This is a genomic window from Pontibacter brevis (assembly GCF_054779655.1).
Genome location: NZ_BAAGXV010000012.1, coordinates 152,091 through 168,704, shown reverse-complemented (window position 1 = coordinate 168,704; position 16,614 = coordinate 152,091). Strand labels below are relative to the sequence as shown.

Sequence of the window (16,614 nt, the reverse complement as noted above, 5' to 3'; positions counted from 1 at the left end):
TGGTCAGAAAAACAGCCTGCTTCTCTAAAAAAGAGCAGAATCACTACAACGCCATGAAGCTAATATTCTATTACCGAAACCATCATACATTCTAGACCACAACCGACTTTTAACGCCTGGTTCCGTTATAAAATCAACTGTTGTCCGTTTGTCAACCTAATGCCGGGTGCGTTAGCGGTTCAAGGTGAGCCGCTGAATTTGATAGTTCTTCTTTCGGGGCAGGAGTTTCCTGCCGGATATTTTTTGTTCTTTCGGAAGGCAAGTGTGAGACAAAAGTTCAGCGTTGTATCTAACTTATAGCGTTTAAATAGCTGTACTAACATAAATTATGGAAATTGGAATTACCACCTTTGTAGAAAACACCCCTGATCCTGCTACCGGGAAACTGCTTAGTCCTCATGAAAGGATGATGAACCTGATGGAAGAAATAGAACTTTCAGACCAGCTGGGCTTGGACGTTTTTTGCGTAGGCGAGCATCACAGGCCTGATTTTATTGTTTCTTCCCCGGCCGTTGTACTAGCAGCTGCGGCTGTTAAAACTAAAAACATCAAGCTCTCCAGCGGGGTTACGGTGCTGAGTTCTGATGATCCGGTTCGGGTTTTCCAGGATTTTGCCCATGTTGATCTGCTTTCGAAAGGCCGTGCTGAAGTGATGGCGGGCCGAGGTTCATTTATAGAGTCTTTCCCGCTTTTTGGCAACGACCTCAAAGATTATAATTCCCTCTTTTCCGAGAAACTCGAACTGCTCCTCGAGCTGAACAAAAGCGAAAAGGTGAGCTGGGAGGGCCAGCACAGGCCAGCCATTAACAACCTGGGCGTTTACCCAAGGCCTTACCAGGAAAAACTGCCTGTCTGGGTAGCAGTAGGTGGCACACCTGAATCAGTGGTGCGGGCAGCAAACTACGGCTTGCCTATGGCCCTGGCCATTATCGGGGGAATGCCGGACCGCTTTGTGCCCTTCACAGACCTATATAAAAAAGCTTACCAGCAGGCGGGGCATGCGCAGGAAAAACTACAGTTGGCCATAAACTCGCACGGGTACATTGCAGATGACTCGCAGCAGGCTGCAAATGAATTTTATGGTCCCTATGCCTATGTCATGAGTAAAATTGGACGGGAACGGGGTTGGTCTGGCATGAACAGAGGCCAGTATGAGGCCATGCGCGCACCGGAAGGCTCATTACTGGTCGGCAGCCCACAGCAGGTGATAGACAAGATCCTCTATAACTATGAATTATTCGGTAACACCCGTTTCCTGTTACACATCAGTGTGGGCACTTTGCCACATGCCAGTGTCCTACGGGCCATCGAATTACTGGGCACTGTGGTGGCACCGGCAGTAAAAAAGGCGGTCGCGAAAGCTCCATAAATGGAAGTGCAGGACAGAAGCAATGAATTTCTTTGTAATTTAGCCTATCACTTATAAGCAATTACTATTTAAGAAAACTTAAACCTTATTACACCATGAAGAACTCTATCTACAAATTACTGTTCGTGCTGTGCCTGCTAACAGGTGTTTCCTGCACCCAGGAGGAGGCAGCCACAACAGAAACTCAGAACGAAACAACTGCTGAGACTGACACTACCGCTACCACAAACGATGATGTTCCCGAATCGCTCATGCATCACTAAATCATATCACAAATCCCCGGTTTCAACAGCCGGGGATTTGTTCGGTTACAGAAGCAGCTTATTCATCTTAGCGCGTTGCCTTGACTGTGGCTCTCGCTTAGGCTTCTTCCTTCCGGTTTCAATGCCTGCATAGCGCTTAAACGGCATACACTTCTCTTAATCATCTCACCATGCCAGAAGGCCCTCAGATGGCTTATTTAAAGGAGCAGACAGAGCAGTTTATTGGCCAGCCTGTTTTAAACGCAACTGGTTCTGCCAGGCACATTCCTTTTGATTTACTTATTGAAAGTGTTTTAACCGATATAAAAACATTCGGAAAAGAGATACTGTTCTGCTTTTCAGATTTCACCATCCGGGTTCACCTGATGCTTTTTGGCAAATATGCCATTAACGGAGCGCTAAACAGGGAACTGCGCTTTGGACTGGAACTGGATACAGGAGAAATCAACTTCTACGCCTGTGATGTCCGCTTCATCTACCAACCGCTGGATCTGGTATATGACTGGAGCACCGATGTCATGCACCCCACCTTTGACAGCAGAAAAGCCTTGAAAAAGCTGGCTGGCAAACCGAAGCTGCTCATTTCAGAGGCGCTGCTGGATCAGGGAATTCTGGCAGGAGTGGGTAACATTATCAAGAATGAAGCTCTGTTTCGCAGGCGTATACATCCGGCAAGCCAGGTGGGAGAAATCCCGGAAAAGGAACTCCTGAACCTGATTACTGAATGTGTCCGGTTTAGTTTTGAATAACTGGAGGGTATACGCGAGGGAGCAGACAAGCTGCACTGGCAGGTATACAGGAAAAAAGTATGCCCGAGAGACCTTATTCCCCTACAAAAAGAAAAGTTTAGTAAGGCAGGCCGGTCCTGCTACTTCTGTGACAAGTGCCAGAGGCTTTATCACCCTGATAGTATTTAGCCTAAACCAAAAATTAACATACTACGCAGAGCGTCACAGCCAGGGGCAAACTATGCGGGAGAAAACAGGCTTAGCGTTGAAAAAGCCATCAACGAAGGACCAGTCAAGCACTTGCCACGCTAGTTAAAAAAACCAGTTCCCCCTTCTCTTCAAAAACGGAAGCATCGAATACCTGTCCAGCACTTCCGGTTCTTTGTTTAAATGTTCAGGCAATTGTTTTAATCTGCAATCGGTTTATCTCGTTTAAGATGGAGTAACAAAACAAACGCGCTTAACTTTCTACCGGCTATGAAATCAGGATATCAAAGCTTCAACACGACAAAAGGCATCGAGGAACAACATTCCACAGAAACGCAGGAAAACCCTTTACCAAGGGCCGTACTACGCCCTAACACGCATTACCTCCTGGACGGGCAGTGGCACTTTGCCCTGGACAATGAAGACCGGGGACTGCAGGAAGCCTGGTACCTGGGGCACCGGTACGAGCACACTGCCCACTGGCCCGGCTCTGTGGAAGCGCATATGGCCGCAGCAAAGGGGCAGCAGTACCAGGCACAACCCTGGCAGGACAAGGTGATTGCCTGGTATGAGCGGGAGTTCCCCCGGCCTGAACGAAGCCCCTCCTCTCCTTCTATGTTTCAGATAACGTTTGGCGCTTGCGGCTACGAGACCCGCGTGTGGCTCAACGGCCGGCTCCTGAGGACTTTAGAGGGAGAAGAAGTGCACTACGGCGAGTATACTTCTTTTACTTACGAAATAGATGAGGAACACCTGCTACCGGTAAACTACCTGACGGTGCGCATTGCCTCGTCTATGGACGCCGAAGTACCCCGTGGGAAGCAGGAATCGCATGTGTACAAGCGCGGCGGCATCTGGTACCAAACGTATACAGGGGCTGTGCGGAGCGTGTGGCTCGAAACAATAGAGCGCAACCGCCTGCGCTCCAGGGTAGGTGTTATCAGTGTGATAGAGGACTCCCTGGTACGGTTTGGCCTGACCACCCGCATCCACGACCCGGGCCTCTACACTGTGCGGCTCAATATCTATGAACGCGATGGCGAGCAGTCGGAGCCAATTTCCTCCTCTGATTTCACCTTGCGCCTGGAGGCAGGGCAAAAGCATCAGTATCTGGTCATGCGTATGCCAGACGCAGAACTGTGGTCTCCGGACAACCCACACCTGTACCGGCTGGAGGCGCAGTTAATCGATGAACAGGGATATTCTGCTGCAATTGAAGCTCACTTTGGTTTAAGAAAATTCGAGGCAAGAGGCCGGCACCTTTACCTGAACAACGAGGAAATCTACATTGACGGCATTCTTTACCAGCCCGGCACAGCCACCTACGAAGAAATGAGGCGCCACCTGTATGCCATGAAAGAACTGGGCTGTAACCTGGTGCGCGTGCATATTGCCGGTGTGGACCCCCGCATCTACAACCTGGCAGATGAGATTGGGCTCCTGCTCTGGGTAGAGGTGCCCAGCCCCCACAGTTCGACCCCGCTTAGCCGTCAGAACCACCGGGCGGAGCTGCTCCGGATGCTGGCTTTAATTGAGACCAATCCCTCTATTGTTATCTGGAGTCTCTATAACGAGGACTGGGGAGCCCAGGACATAGCCACAAATCCGCAGACCCGCCAGTACATCATGGATGCCTTCCATTACATGAAAATCAGGTACCCGCAGTTCCTGGTGGTAGACAACGACGGCTGGCAGCACATTTCTTACGAGGGAAAACTGAAATCTGACTTATTAACGGCTCACCTCTACACCCCGGAACTCCACCGTTGGCAGGAGCTGCTTGATCAGCTAACGGCTGGCCAGATGGAAGGTGTGGCCGCTTTCCCGCTCGTGGTAGGTGACCCTTACTTTTACCGCGGGCAAACCCCGTTAATTGTAAGCGAGTGGGGCGGCTTTGGCTTCTCAGACTACGGTGGGCCGCAGGGCTTAGAAGAACGGGCAGAACGAATACGATTGTTTAAGCAGGAACTTCGCAAGCGGGCTATTGCCGGCGACATTTATACACAGGCCACCAACATAGAAGATGAACGCAACGGACTCATTGATCCGCATACAGGTGAATTATCGGTACCGGCAGGTTTATTAAACTCCCGGGGAGAGGGGGAAGGGTAAGTTTGATGGTACCTGCAGTCGAAATATCCTGCAGATAAGCTTTAGAGTTAACTTCCTGTCACAGAACCCGTTCCTGAAATTAAGTATAACAGATTAAGCACCTGGCGGATCGCTGATACAGTTGTTCTGCCCGTTCCGACTTCGCACATTAAACATTCTAGGTATGCTTCTCCCGGTTTCTATCCTGTTCTGGTTTTTTCTGGTTTCCCCTCCTGTTCAGGAGGATGTTTACAAGGAGAAAAGGGAGGAAATGGTGCGCCAATCCATTGAGGGAAGGGGCATCAAAGACAAAGCGGTGCTACAGGCCATGCGCTCAGTAAAGCGGCACCTGTTTGTTCCTAAGGAGGAAGTTGATGAAGCCTATGCTGATAACCCCTTGCCCATTGGCTCTGGCCAGACCATTTCACAGCCTTATATCGTGGCTTACATGACGGAAATGCTGAAGCCTACCCCGCAGATGAAAGTGCTGGAAATAGGCACAGGTAACGGGTATCAGGCGGCTGTGCTGGCAGAGATTGTGAAAGAGGTTTATACCGTTGAAATTATCCCTGAACTTGGAGAGTCGGCTATCAGGAGGTTGAAGGCATTAGGTTATGACAACGTACAGGTGAAGGTAGGAAATGGCTACCACGGCTGGCAGGAACATGCCCCTTATGATGCTATCATTGTCACTGCTGCTGCTGAAGCCGTTCCGCCTCCCCTGCTGGCGCAGTTAAAAGAAGGAGGCCGGATGGTGATTCCCATTGGCTCCCCAAACAACACACAAACCCTGATGCTGGTAGAAAAAAAGAAAGGCAAAGCTGTGTCCAGAAAACTGATGCCGGTCATCTTCGTTCCTTTCACAGGCGGTGAGAAGTAGTGGCAGGGATTGCTGTCGCTGCTGTCCCTTACAATGCCAACCAAGTGAAAAGCAGACCCGGTGTAGCCCCTCGTGAACTCGCCACACCACAACGTGCCGGATGATTTAAATTATCTCTATTTGGTTGTCTTTTCTAGGCCGCAGGCCCTCAGGCTAAGGCAAGAGATGTTAAAGTGGCAGCATTGCTTTTGTTAAAGTATATCTGGAAAGTTGTTCCTTTGTTCACCTCACTCTGGACTTCTATTTTGCCCTCGTAGTTGTCTATAATGCGCTTGATAACATAAAGCCCTACGCCGCTTCCTTCCACGTGGTCGTGCAGCCGTTTGAAAAGCGAGAATATCTTTTTCCGGTGCTTTGCCAAATCGATGCCTATGCCGTTGTCCTCCACCGTCAGCACCACATACTCCTCTGTTTCCGCTGTACTTAATTTAACATATGAATCCCTTTCAGGAGACCGGTATTTAATGGCATTGGTCAGCAGGTTTTGCAGGATGCTCTGCAGGTGCTGGGGAACAAACCACACAGAAGGCTGGCGGCTGAAGTCTGTTATCACTTTCACCCCTGACTCCTGCACCATGTTCTGTATACTGCCCAGTACCTCTCCCAGCAGCTTCCCAAATTGTATCTCTTCCATTATCTCGTTTTCGGCCCGCCGCTGTATTTTACTTACATCCGACAAGTCCTGGATGGTACGGTTTATTTTATGGACAGAAGTTTCCAGTCGCTTCATAATCGGTTCTACCTCGCCATCCGGAGCTTCCATTTCCTCCCGCAAAGCCAGCAGCAAGCCTTCAATGTTCGACACAGGCGACTTTAGGTCATGGGAGGCACAGTATACAAAGCTGTCCAGATCGCCGTTTATTCGAACCAGGTCGTGGTTTCGGTCCAGCAGGGCTTTCTGGGCCTTTTTCCGCTCCTCAATTTCCGCTTCCAGGTCCAGGTTTACCTTATAGAGTTCTGCTGTACGCTCCTGCACCCGTTTTTCCAGTTCATCTTTTGCCCTGTTCAGCTCAGCCTGTGCTTTTTCCCGCTCCTCTATCTCCTGCTTCAGCTGGCGGTTGGCAGCCTCCAGTTGCACGTTGCTCGGTATTGCCAGCATGGCCGGAATCGATTTGTACAGTACCACTGCCGTGGCAATGGAAACAAGGCCAGTGACCATTTTCACCACTCCCGCCAACCGGTAAGTCGGCACCCAGGCTGTCCAGATGTCCAGCACGTGCGTGGTACCGCACAACAGGATAAATGCCGCAAAGAGAAAAAAGACATGCCTGTGCGCCAGGTCCTGCCGTGTCTTCGCAAAATAAAACAGCATGAGCGGGATAGAATAGTAGGCGGCTGCTGTCAGGGCATCCCCTCCTACCGTCAGCCATAAAATTTCAGGCTTCCAGAAATAGCAATGCCCATGAGGCATGAAGTCAGATTGAAATAACTTTTGTATAAACTCCACGGTTCAGGCTCTCAAGTAAAATTGGGTTCAAAAGTAATCAAATCCTGATGCATAATGCTCAGGTTCCTACGGATAAATTAAGAGGTTAAAAAGGGTAGCGTTACGATACAAAAAGCCAAACGCCTCCTGTACAATGCATGGCAGAAAGAAAAAGTTTTGTCTGGCTCCCATAAAATTTCTGAAGATTTAAACGTACGTTCCTTCCCCGAATTAGTAGATTCCTGCAAGTGTAAAACAGCATTTCCAGGCAGAGAACTTATGCTGTCACCACCCCCTGATCAACACCAGGTGGTACCAGCTTTTAAAATTTACCATTCCTTTTTCCCCTTGATTTTTCTTCCTGTGCCGTATATGTTCTGATAAAAGCAGCGCTAAGCGTAATTCCGGTTACGCATCATATAGTTCCTTATAATAGCACATTATAACCCTGAGATGAAAAAAACAAAGTCTTTTCCTACGCTGACAGAGAAGCAGATAGCCATATTCGAAAAGGAAGGAAAAATCAGAACATACAAAGCAAATGACATCATCATTGATGAGGGAGAGCGGGGGTTTGACTTTTTTATTGTGTTGGAGGGGGAGGTCGACATAGTGGACCCTTTCGATCAGGACAAGCTCATTGCGACGCATAAAAAAGGAGAGTTTACAGGCGACAGTGACATGCTCTCTCAAAGAGCCTCTGTTTTTGAGGCCATCGCAAAAACAGACTGCAAACTGATACAGGTACCGCACGAAAAGCTGACCGAAATACTGTCCACCTACCCTGACCTGAATGATACTCTTATCACAGCTTTTATCTTAAGGCGCAAAGAACAGCTGAAACGGCACAATTCCGGCTTCACATTACTTGGCTCCCGTTATTCCCCTGAAACATACACCATCCGCGAGTTTCTTTCAAAGAATCACCTGAGGTTTATGTGGCTGGATTTAGAAAAAGATAAAAAGGCAGAAGAAATACTGCTGAACTTTAACATCAGGCAGGAGGACACGCCCGTACTGATAGATGCCGATTACAAAGTGTACCGGAAACCCTCCCTGAAGGACATTGCCTACCACACCGGCCTGAGCGCCAGCATACAGGATGATAAATACGACATCCTGATAGTGGGTGCCGGCCCCGGCGGACTGGCGGCCAGTGTATACGGTGCCTCTGAAGGCCTGAAGACCATGACCATTGACAAAATTAGCCCGGGAGGCCAGGCCGGGAGCAGTTCTAAAATAGAAAATTACCTCGGCTTCCCCACTGGTATATCTGGCAGTGAGCTTGCCAACCGGGCTTACACACAGGCTCAGAAGTTTGGCTGCACCATATCAGTACCCGTAGAAGCGCAAACACTCATACGCCACAGAAACCACTTTGAACTGAAGACCAAAGACGGAAAATCTATTTTTGCCAGTACTGTAATTGCCGCTTCCGGGGCGAAGTACCGCAGCCTGGTAGTAGACAACATTGACTTCTACAAAGGCAGGGGCGTGTATTACGGTGCAACCACCACTGAAGCAAACACCTGCCAGAAAGAAGAAGTAGCCATTGTGGGTGGGGGAAACTCAGCTGGGCAGGCGGCCATCTTCCTTTCTTCCTTTGCAGCCAAAGTGCACCTGATTATCAGGGGCGACTCGCTGGAGAAGAGCATGTCTTCCTACCTCATCAAGCGGGTAGAAAACGAGCCTAAAATACAGGTGCACACCAATTCTGAGGTTACTGCCCTGGAAGGGGAAGAGCATCTGGAAAAGGTTATCCTCACCAACAGCAAGACACAGGAAAAAAGCAGCTTACGCCTGCGGAACCTGTTTCTTTTTATTGGTGCTGTGCCGGCCAATGATTGGTTAAAGGATTTAGTTTGTATGGATAGAAAAGGATTTATCCTAACAGGAAATGAGCTTAGCCATTACGACCTGCAGTGCTATAACTGGGATTTGGATCGCCCCCCCTACCCCCTGGAAACCTCGCAACCCGGCCTGTTTGCCGTTGGCGACTTAAGAAGCGGCTCCACCAAACGGGTAGCCTCCAGTGTGGGGGAAGGTGCCATGGCCATCAGCTTTATTCATAACTTTTTCTCCTGACAACCATGGTTTGCGTAGCCCCGGCAGGAAAAATTCGCGTGCAATCCCCAGGAGAAGCATTTATCAGCCAACCTTGTTTCTGGAAGTGTCCGCTCAAACCTTAGCTGCGTAAACCACAGTAGGACCTGTCTTCAAGCACTTTTACATAAAATAAAGTTTGACAAGGAGAAACAGGACAGAATTTTTATACAGGAAACTGAGAGAAAGCTGAAGGAAGAAATATGCGAAAAAAATTAATAAATAAGCAAGATGAGCAGCTAACTGCTGCTGAAAAAAACGGGCTGGACCTGGAAAGTATTGCCCGGGTTGAACTGAGTTCTGAAAGCGAAGACCATCCTATAGAGGCTGCTTTTACAGCTGACACGGAAACAGGCTGGAGAGCGGCACAACCCGGTAAGCAGACAATACGGCTGGTGTTTGATGAACCGCAAAGCATCAGGCGGATTAAGCTTTTGTTCCGGGAACAGGAACAGGAGCGCGCACAGGAGTTTCTGTTGCGCTGGCAGCCTGCCGGTGACAGTTCATACCGGGAAATAGTACGGCAACAATATAACTTTAGTCCTCCGCAAACTACAGAGGAAGCAGAGGAGTATGCTGTTGAGCTAAACGAAGTAAGTACGCTGGAACTGACCATTAACCCAGACACAAACGGAAATGAAGCCTACGCCTTGCTAACGCAGCTGCAACTGAGCTAATGGCTGAAACAGGTGTTTGGTCACAAAGAAGCCCCTGAGATACCAGGGGCTTCTTCTTTTGTAGAATGTGTCCGAATTCCGGTGCGCTTTTATCTCAGCCTTTTTCCTGCACCCAGCCAACCCTGGCAATCTGATGATAAATCAGGCCTATACCTGGAGCTGTTGCATATAAGATGCGCCGACAGGCACGCAGTGCCCTTGTACACACACCTGGTGACGCTCAATTTTATCTATTCTTTCTTTGGCAACAATATAAGAGCGGTGCACACGGGTAAATCTTTCCGGGGGCAGCAGTTCGCTTAGTTCGTTGATGGTCATGCGCGAAAGCAGTTTTTTATCCTCCAGCACAAAGTTCACGTAGTTGCCGGCTGCCTCCATGTAAAGAATCTCATCGTAATGCACCTTTACCTGCTCATAGCCGGTCTTCAGAAACACGTAGTCTTTTTGAGGAATATTATGATGGCGTAGCAGCAACAGCTCCTGGGCTTTGTTGCAGGCTTTCACAAATCTGGCCAGCGAGAAAGGCTTCAGCAAATAATCAATGGCGTCCAGCTCAAAACTGGTGACGGCGTGTTCAGAATAGGCGGTGGTAAAAATCACGAGCGGCTTTTTCTGCAGGCTGGTTACAAACTCCAGCCCCGTAATATCGGGCATCTTGATATCCAGGAAGAGCAGGTCCACCGGCTCCTGCTGCAGGTACTCCAGCGCCTTAAAGGCATCCGTAAAACTGGCTACCAGTTCCAGGTAAGGCACCTTGGCCGCATGAGAGCGCACCACCTCCAGTGCCATTGGTTCATCGTCTATTGCTATCGCCTTCATGGTTAAATTTAGTTAACTGATGGAAGATACTTTTTCCTGAGGAATTTACCATGTTACAACTGGATGGTCAGGTGCACGAAGTAGTCTTCCAGTGTTTCCCTTATAACCAGTTCATGCTTCCCAGGATATAACATTTCCAAACGCTGCCGTACGTTTTCCAACCCGATGCCAGACATTTCTTTTTCCGGGTCTTTCTCCTGCTTCGGATGTGTGCTGTTGTACACGTCAAAAAACAGCTTGTCCTGCTTGTAGTGCAGCATTACTTTAATCCAGGACTTATGCTTCAGGCTGATACCGTGCTTGAAAGCATTTTCTACAAAAGGGATGAGCAGCATGGGTGCTATAAACTTATCTGCCACCACATCTTCAATTTTTGTATGGATGACAATATCAGGTGAGTTCGATATCCGCAGCGACTGCAGCTCAATGTAGTTGCGCATATACTCTATTTCCCGCGACAGCAATATTTTGTGCTGGTGGTTCTCGTGCAGCATAAACCGCATCATGTCGCCCAGCATCTGTATGCCCTGTGCCGTACGCTCGCTGTTTTCCTGAAGGGCAGTGCCGTAGAGCGTATTCAGGGCATTAAACAAAAAGTGTGGGTTAATCTGGGAACGGAGAAAATCTAGGTTGGCATTAGAGCGCCCCAGTTCTTTCTTCAACACATACAATTCTTCATTTCCCTTTAGATGCCTTTTGAAAAGCACCCAGGTCAGCGGCACCGTTATCAGCAGTTGAAAGGCCACGTTAAACAAGGCAATACTTATTGCAGCATCTTCATCTTCTGTCAGGATCTGTATCAGCAAAGCCACGATAGGTATGGAAATAATCAAAACAAGAGCAGACTTCAGGAGGTAATTCCTGAAAGGGTGTTTTTTAGGGAGCGACTTAGGTATAAAAGCATAAAAGGAATAACTGTACAGGAAGATACCAGAAGGAATAACAATTCCCCAGGCTACAATAAGGTCTGTAGGCGCATTCACCATCAACATTAAGAACATACTAATCATCCACAGCACAAAAGCTGTAAGCCCGCCCGGCGTTACAAAACGGTATTTGGTCTGGATCGCTTCTGAGTTAGACAGCAGGTAAATGCCAGCATATTTCAGGGAGGTGTAGAACCCGAACATAAACAACAGCCACAAAGCGTACAGAAAGCTGTTATGGAATATCACATTATATGCTTCCTGCAAAGTGTTGTACCGGTTGAGCAGGTAACTTTTTGTATAGGTGTCGGTAACCCCGAACACAACACCCACCACCAGGAATACAGCAAGTATCAGCAGCAGGCTCTGAAACAGCGCTTCTTTACGAAGCAGGTTTGGGACTACAATAAAATTCAGTAGCAGGAATCCCACATAATAAATAATGTACCTGATTAGCTGAGGAAAGAAGAGGTTTTGGTAGTAATTAAAAGAAACACTCTCTTCATCAAAGAGGCTCTTGTCTGAGCTTACAGCGGACGTAATCAGGAAAAATACCGCAAATACAAAGATGGTGGTCGCTGCCCAAAACTCTACTTTGTTTAAATAAGCGGGCTTGTTAGCAAAATCTTTCATTGTATCATCTTTATAAAACAATGATAATTTAAAGCTTTGATGAAACATAGTGGATAGTATGAAAGGGTAAGAATATATGACAAATGTGGCAGAACAGGGTACTGTTCTCTGATACCGGCCTTCAGGCTCTTACCAGGTGCCGCACGCGCTGCTTCGGCTACGGCTTCCGTTTTGCAGGAAATACCTTCCAGCGCCCCTCATGGTGCTTATAGCCTTCAGCACGTCCGTTCACCATACTGAACACAAGGCAATCATCGTCATCTACCTCCGGGATAAAAGCATGCTCCCCCTGGTAAAGGAGCCGGAAAGGTTTCCCCCCGACAACCTGTGCCTTCAACTGGCCATTCTCGCTGAACACCCGCATAGCACGCGTTCTTTTTTCAGACTGATAGGTATAGGTGCCCTCGTAGCGGACCATCTCTTCTGCCGCAAGGGGCAGGTCCAGTAACTTTACTTTTAGCGCCTCCCGTGCCAGCGCTTCCTCCACCTTAAATGGGTTTGCCTTATTTGAGTTTGTAAGTACCGCAATGGTCAGTCCCTCTTCCGAATAATGAGTGAGAGCGGCCGTAAAGCCATTTGCGCCCCCGCCATGACCGACTTTAGTGTTGCCGCCCAACGCATCGAGGTACAGCCCGAAGCCGTAGCCGATGGTATCGCCGGCAGGAATTATTGTCGGGGTCATCATCTGCTGCAGCGACTCCTGAGAAACCACTTGCCAACTGTGCAGGAGATGAGTCCAGCGGATAAGGTCATTTAACGTAGAGGAAAGAGCACCCGCAGCACCGCCCACCTGCATGCTGATATAGCGGGCGTTTACAAGCCTTCCTTCCTCGTACTCGTATCCTTCTGCCCTGTTCGGAATAATGCGACGGCTTTCACAGTAGAGGGTCTGTTTGAGACCAAGCGGCTGGAGCAACTCTTTCTCCACATAAGTAGACCATGGTGTTCCGGTTACCCTGCCAATGATCTCCCCGAGCAGGTAATAGGCCATGTTGTTGTACTCGAACTTTTTCCCGGGCTTAAAGTCGAAGGGCTGCTTTCCGAATAAATCAACCATCTCCTCATAAGTGAGGTCGAGTCTGAATTTTTGCCGGTTCTCCTCATGCAGTATTCTGAAGCCTTTGATACCAGAGGTATGGTTCAGCAGGTGGCGCACTGTTACATGATGGCCCTGCGAGGGGTAATCCGGAAGGTGTTTCGTAATAGCGTCGTCAAGTGAAATTTTGCCTGCTTCGGCCAAACGCAGGATAGTGGCAGCTGTCATTTGCTTTGTAATAGAGCCAATCACGTAAGCTGTTTCCGGCCCGGCAGCCACTCCCATTTCTACATCTGCCTGTCCATAGCCTTTCGCAAACAGGACTTCACCATACCGTGCTACCGCAACGCTCATACCCGGCACACTACCCGTCTCCAGCTGCGTCCTTGCTGCAGAATCTGCTATCGCCTCCAGGCGCTGCAGGTCAGATGGCGGGGCGGTAGAAGGTTTCTCTGCCAGCTGCGGCACGTCTTCTGAGACATGTGCCTTCGGTGTGCAGCCTAATGTCAGGAGTGCCCCGACCAGGAGGCAGTGAATACTGCCCCTGATGGGTGCGTAAAATAGTGCTTGGAACACAAATCTTTTCATAGTTTTATTTTTTAGTGCAGTTGTTAACTATGACAAGTTTCGGCAGGATTTAACGGACTTTAAACTAAATGTGATGAACGCTGAAAAAGATGTGACGAAACAACGATTGGGGTTTAAGTATATCCATTCATTGCAGCCACAGCCCTGTTAATTGCTAAAAAGCAAACCGTTTATACTCTGACACCCCTGCCCCACCCTGGCAGCCGACGAAACGGCGACTTGTGTCATAAATGTGTAACAAACATGCAGGGAAACAACATCTGCACATTATCTTTGTGCTTGTCCCGGTCCACCAGTGGCAGCCGCGGATAAAGTTTAAGCTGCTCTGCCCAGCGAAGCATGGCGGCTCAAAGTGAAGTATCCAGCACATGTACGATATAATAGGAGACATACACGGGCATGCAGACGCGCTCGAACAGTTGCTGCAAAAACTCGGGTATGAAAACAGCAAGGGCTATTACAGCCATCCCGGAAGGAAGGTCATCTTTGTGGGTGATTACATTGACAGGGGACCTAAGATTAGGGAAACACTGGAATTAGTACGCGCCATGGCAGACCACCAGACGGCTATCGCCCTAATGGGAAACCACGAACTGAACGCTATCCTGTACAATACCCGGGGAACAGACGGCAACTACCTGCGCGAACACTCAGCGCGTAACAAATCGCAGCACGCCAAAACGATGGAGCAGTTTAAAGGAAGAGAAGCTGCCTATCATGATTACGTGGAATGGTTTAAGACGCTCCCGCTTTTTTACGAAGAGGAACACCTGCGGGCAGTACACGCCTGCTGGGATGAGGCACATATCCAGGTCCTGCGGGAACACCTGACAAATGACCGGCTAACGGACGAAGTGCTTCTGCATGGCTACCAGAAAGACTTCAGACTGACCGAGGCCATTGAGGTCACCCTGAAAGGAAAAGAACTGCCGATGCCGCAGGGACTCACATTCCAGGACAAGGACGGACATCCCCGTTCTGCCCTGCGGATAAAGTGGTGGCTCAGCCCGAAACGCATCACATACAGGCAGTACAGCGTCGGCACCTATGACTCCTTAACAGATGAGGTGGTACCGGAAGTACTGGTGGGGAGAAACAAAGCATACCCGGAAACAGAGAAACCCGTTTTCTTTGGCCATTATTGGCTTCCCGGCAACACCGCCACCAGCGTGTACGGGAAAAACGTGTGCTGCGTAGACTACAGCGTAGCAAAGGCAGGCAAACTGGTGGCTTACCGCTGGCAGGGAGAGCAGTGCCTGGACCGCGCGAACCTGCACCAGGTCACACCTCCGGGTTTTTAAGGCAGGTCAGGGAAGGAACAGCGTATTTTAAGCGGATAGTACAGCACATCGCCTGCCCCTGCTTTTGATAATCAGGCAGGAGGTAGTTAACTTGCCGCACACCAATACCACTCTCCTTAAATGAGTCACTCTTTTACCGCCATTGATTTTGAAACGGCGCAAGGCAAGCGCTGGAGCATCTGCCAGGTTGGACTAGTCCGTGTAGAGAACGGGCAGATAACACAAAAGATAAACAAACTGGTTTGCCCGCCGGATAACTTCTACTTTTACCGCAACACAGAGATACACGGCATCACAGCAGCCGATACCTGCCATGCCCCCACCTTCGATGCGGTATGGCAGCATATAAAACCGTACATCCAAAACCAGACGGTGGTCGCCCATAATGGTGCTTTTGATTTCAGCTGCCTGCGCCATACGCTGGATTATTATAAACTGCCACAGCCAACTTACGAGCAGCAGTGCACTTACAAAATTTTCAAAAAAGGGCTGGCTCAGCTTTGCCAGGAATTTAAAATACAGCTGAACCACCACGATGCCCTGAGCGATGCTCTGGCTTGTGCCGCTTTATATAAAAGGCACCTGCACAGTATGGCCTGATACAGCCTCTTATTTGCGGAAAGCTAGATCTGAAAATGACGGGCAGGTTCAAAGCCCCGTTGTGATTTTAAAGTGCTGTCTTTGCTGAAAGTCTGGGAAAGCCCCTTTGTGGCCATCAGGGCAAAACAGAAAATGAAGCTGGCGAACGGGAAGCATGCCTGCCAGGAGAAAAAGCACCTTAAATCATGGCTGAACTGTATGTTGACAAATATTCTCCTCTATTCAATATAAGAGAGAAGTGTTTTCAACTGAATCTGCAGCATTATTTAAAACCACCACATGACATTAGAAGAACGAATCAAACGCTCCGAAACCCGCATTTTTAAAGCGGTGTTTCCTAATACAACCAACCATTACGACACCCTGTTTGGAGGCGCCGCCATGCAGCTCATGGACGAAGTTGCATTTATCACCGCCACCCGTTTCAGCCGCCAGCGCATGGTTACTGTCAGCAGCGACAAAATTGATTTTAACAAGCCCATTCCGGCAGGCACAATCGTAGAACTCATTGGCACTGTGACAAAAGTGGGAAATACAAGCATCAAGGTTCGGGTAAATATCGATGTCGAACAAATGTATTCAGACCACAGGGAAAATGCCGTCAGCGGTGAATTTACTTTTGTAGCCATCGATGAGAACAAACAGCCTGTTTCTATTATAAAGTAGGTATTCCTCCTTTAAACGAGTTTTATTTCTCAATTCTTTCTCAGCTGCAGAAGAGAGGCATTTTACAGGCAGGTATTGGCGCAGGCTGCTGCCCTTCAGTTTTAAACCTATATCTTCATTCTGTGACACGGAGCTTTGGCTTCAAACTGTTACTGACCCAGATCAGATACTCCCTACTATGCCACCCCGGTTTAGTAGGGAGGTTTACCGTATCACATCCTTATAAATTACAGGTTTTTATTACACTATTTATATAAGTATACGTATGATAAACCTGTAGAAGGCAGCGCAAATTTTTTCT

The 16,614-nt window shown here is 48.7% G+C and carries 14 protein-coding genes and 1 pseudogene; 11 read left to right on the top strand and 4 right to left on the bottom strand.

Translation table 11 applies throughout. The annotated features are described in order from the left end of the window. From ACYVB1_RS03705 to ACYVB1_RS03680, 6 genes and pseudogenes are all read left to right on the top strand, one after another. A pseudogene (locus tag ACYVB1_RS03705) lies at window positions 1-95 on the top strand (IS1 family transposase); the annotation flags it as partial. 233 nt (window positions 96-328) lie between these two features. Beyond that, on the top strand, window positions 329-1,369 hold the full coding sequence (locus ACYVB1_RS03700) for an LLM class flavin-dependent oxidoreductase (protein WP_460920703.1): 1,041 nt from the start codon (window positions 329-331) through the stop codon (window positions 1,367-1,369). A gap of 95 nt (window positions 1,370-1,464) precedes the next feature. Further along, on the top strand, window positions 1,465-1,632 hold the full coding sequence (locus tag ACYVB1_RS03695) for a hypothetical protein (protein ID WP_460920701.1): 168 nt from the start codon (window positions 1,465-1,467) through the stop codon (window positions 1,630-1,632). Between the two features lie 188 nt (window positions 1,633-1,820). Beyond that, window positions 1,821-2,381 (top strand): endonuclease, encoded by a 561-nt coding sequence (locus ACYVB1_RS03690; RefSeq protein WP_460920699.1) that lies wholly within the window; start codon window positions 1,821-1,823, stop codon window positions 2,379-2,381. A gap of 456 nt (window positions 2,382-2,837) precedes the next feature. After that, window positions 2,838-4,679 (top strand): glycoside hydrolase family 2 protein, encoded by a 1,842-nt coding sequence (locus tag ACYVB1_RS03685; protein ID WP_460920697.1) that lies wholly within the window; start codon window positions 2,838-2,840, stop codon window positions 4,677-4,679. A gap of 163 nt (window positions 4,680-4,842) precedes the next feature. Next, window positions 4,843-5,538 (top strand): protein-L-isoaspartate(D-aspartate) O-methyltransferase, encoded by a 696-nt coding sequence (locus tag ACYVB1_RS03680; RefSeq protein ID WP_460920695.1) that lies wholly within the window; start codon window positions 4,843-4,845, stop codon window positions 5,536-5,538. 148 nt (window positions 5,539-5,686) lie between these two features. Here ACYVB1_RS03680 and ACYVB1_RS03675 read toward each other — a convergent pair whose 3' ends face one another. Continuing rightward, on the bottom strand, window positions 5,687-6,985 hold the full coding sequence (locus tag ACYVB1_RS03675) for a sensor histidine kinase (protein WP_460920693.1): 1,299 nt from the start codon (window positions 6,983-6,985) through the stop codon (window positions 5,687-5,689). 432 nt (window positions 6,986-7,417) lie between these two features. Here ACYVB1_RS03675 and ACYVB1_RS03670 point away from each other — a divergent pair, with 432 nt between their 5' ends. Next, window positions 7,418-9,049, top strand: coding sequence for an FAD-dependent oxidoreductase (locus ACYVB1_RS03670; protein WP_460920691.1), 1,632 nt, complete (start codon window positions 7,418-7,420; stop codon window positions 9,047-9,049). A 221-nt stretch (window positions 9,050-9,270) separates the two neighbouring features. Next, window positions 9,271-9,744 carry a discoidin domain-containing protein gene (locus ACYVB1_RS03665; protein WP_460920689.1) on the top strand — a complete coding sequence of 158 codons (474 nt, stop codon included), beginning with the start codon at window positions 9,271-9,273 and terminating at the stop codon, window positions 9,742-9,744. Between the two features lie 147 nt (window positions 9,745-9,891). Here ACYVB1_RS03665 and ACYVB1_RS03660 read toward each other — a convergent pair whose 3' ends face one another. From ACYVB1_RS03660 to ACYVB1_RS03650, 3 genes are all read right to left on the bottom strand, one after another. Continuing rightward, window positions 9,892-10,563, bottom strand: coding sequence for a LytR/AlgR family response regulator transcription factor (locus ACYVB1_RS03660; RefSeq protein WP_460920687.1), 672 nt, complete (start codon window positions 10,561-10,563; stop codon window positions 9,892-9,894). A 53-nt stretch (window positions 10,564-10,616) separates the two neighbouring features. Further along, the gene (locus ACYVB1_RS03655; protein ID WP_460920685.1) at window positions 10,617-12,122 is read right to left on the bottom strand and encodes a sensor histidine kinase; all 1,506 of its coding nucleotides are present in this window, start codon (window positions 12,120-12,122) and stop codon (window positions 10,617-10,619) included. Window positions 12,123-12,279: 157 nt separating this feature from the next. Beyond that, a complete protein-coding gene (locus ACYVB1_RS03650; protein ID WP_460920683.1) occupies window positions 12,280-13,746 on the bottom strand; it encodes a serine hydrolase domain-containing protein in 1,467 nt (488 codons plus the stop codon). A 368-nt stretch (window positions 13,747-14,114) separates the two neighbouring features. Here ACYVB1_RS03650 and ACYVB1_RS03645 point away from each other — a divergent pair, with 368 nt between their 5' ends. The 3 genes from ACYVB1_RS03645 (at window position 14,115) to ACYVB1_RS03635 (ending at window position 16,313) form a co-directional block, all read left to right on the top strand. Further along, window positions 14,115-15,047: a metallophosphoesterase gene (locus tag ACYVB1_RS03645; protein WP_460920681.1), complete on the top strand. Its 933-nt coding sequence runs from the start codon at window positions 14,115-14,117 to the stop codon at window positions 15,045-15,047. A gap of 120 nt (window positions 15,048-15,167) precedes the next feature. Beyond that, window positions 15,168-15,647 (top strand): 3'-5' exonuclease, encoded by a 480-nt coding sequence (locus ACYVB1_RS03640; protein WP_460920679.1) that lies wholly within the window; start codon window positions 15,168-15,170, stop codon window positions 15,645-15,647. 279 nt (window positions 15,648-15,926) lie between these two features. Further along, window positions 15,927-16,313: an acyl-CoA thioesterase gene (locus ACYVB1_RS03635; protein WP_460920677.1), complete on the top strand. Its 387-nt coding sequence runs from the start codon at window positions 15,927-15,929 to the stop codon at window positions 16,311-16,313. The last annotated feature ends 301 nt before the right edge of the window (window positions 16,314-16,614 follow it).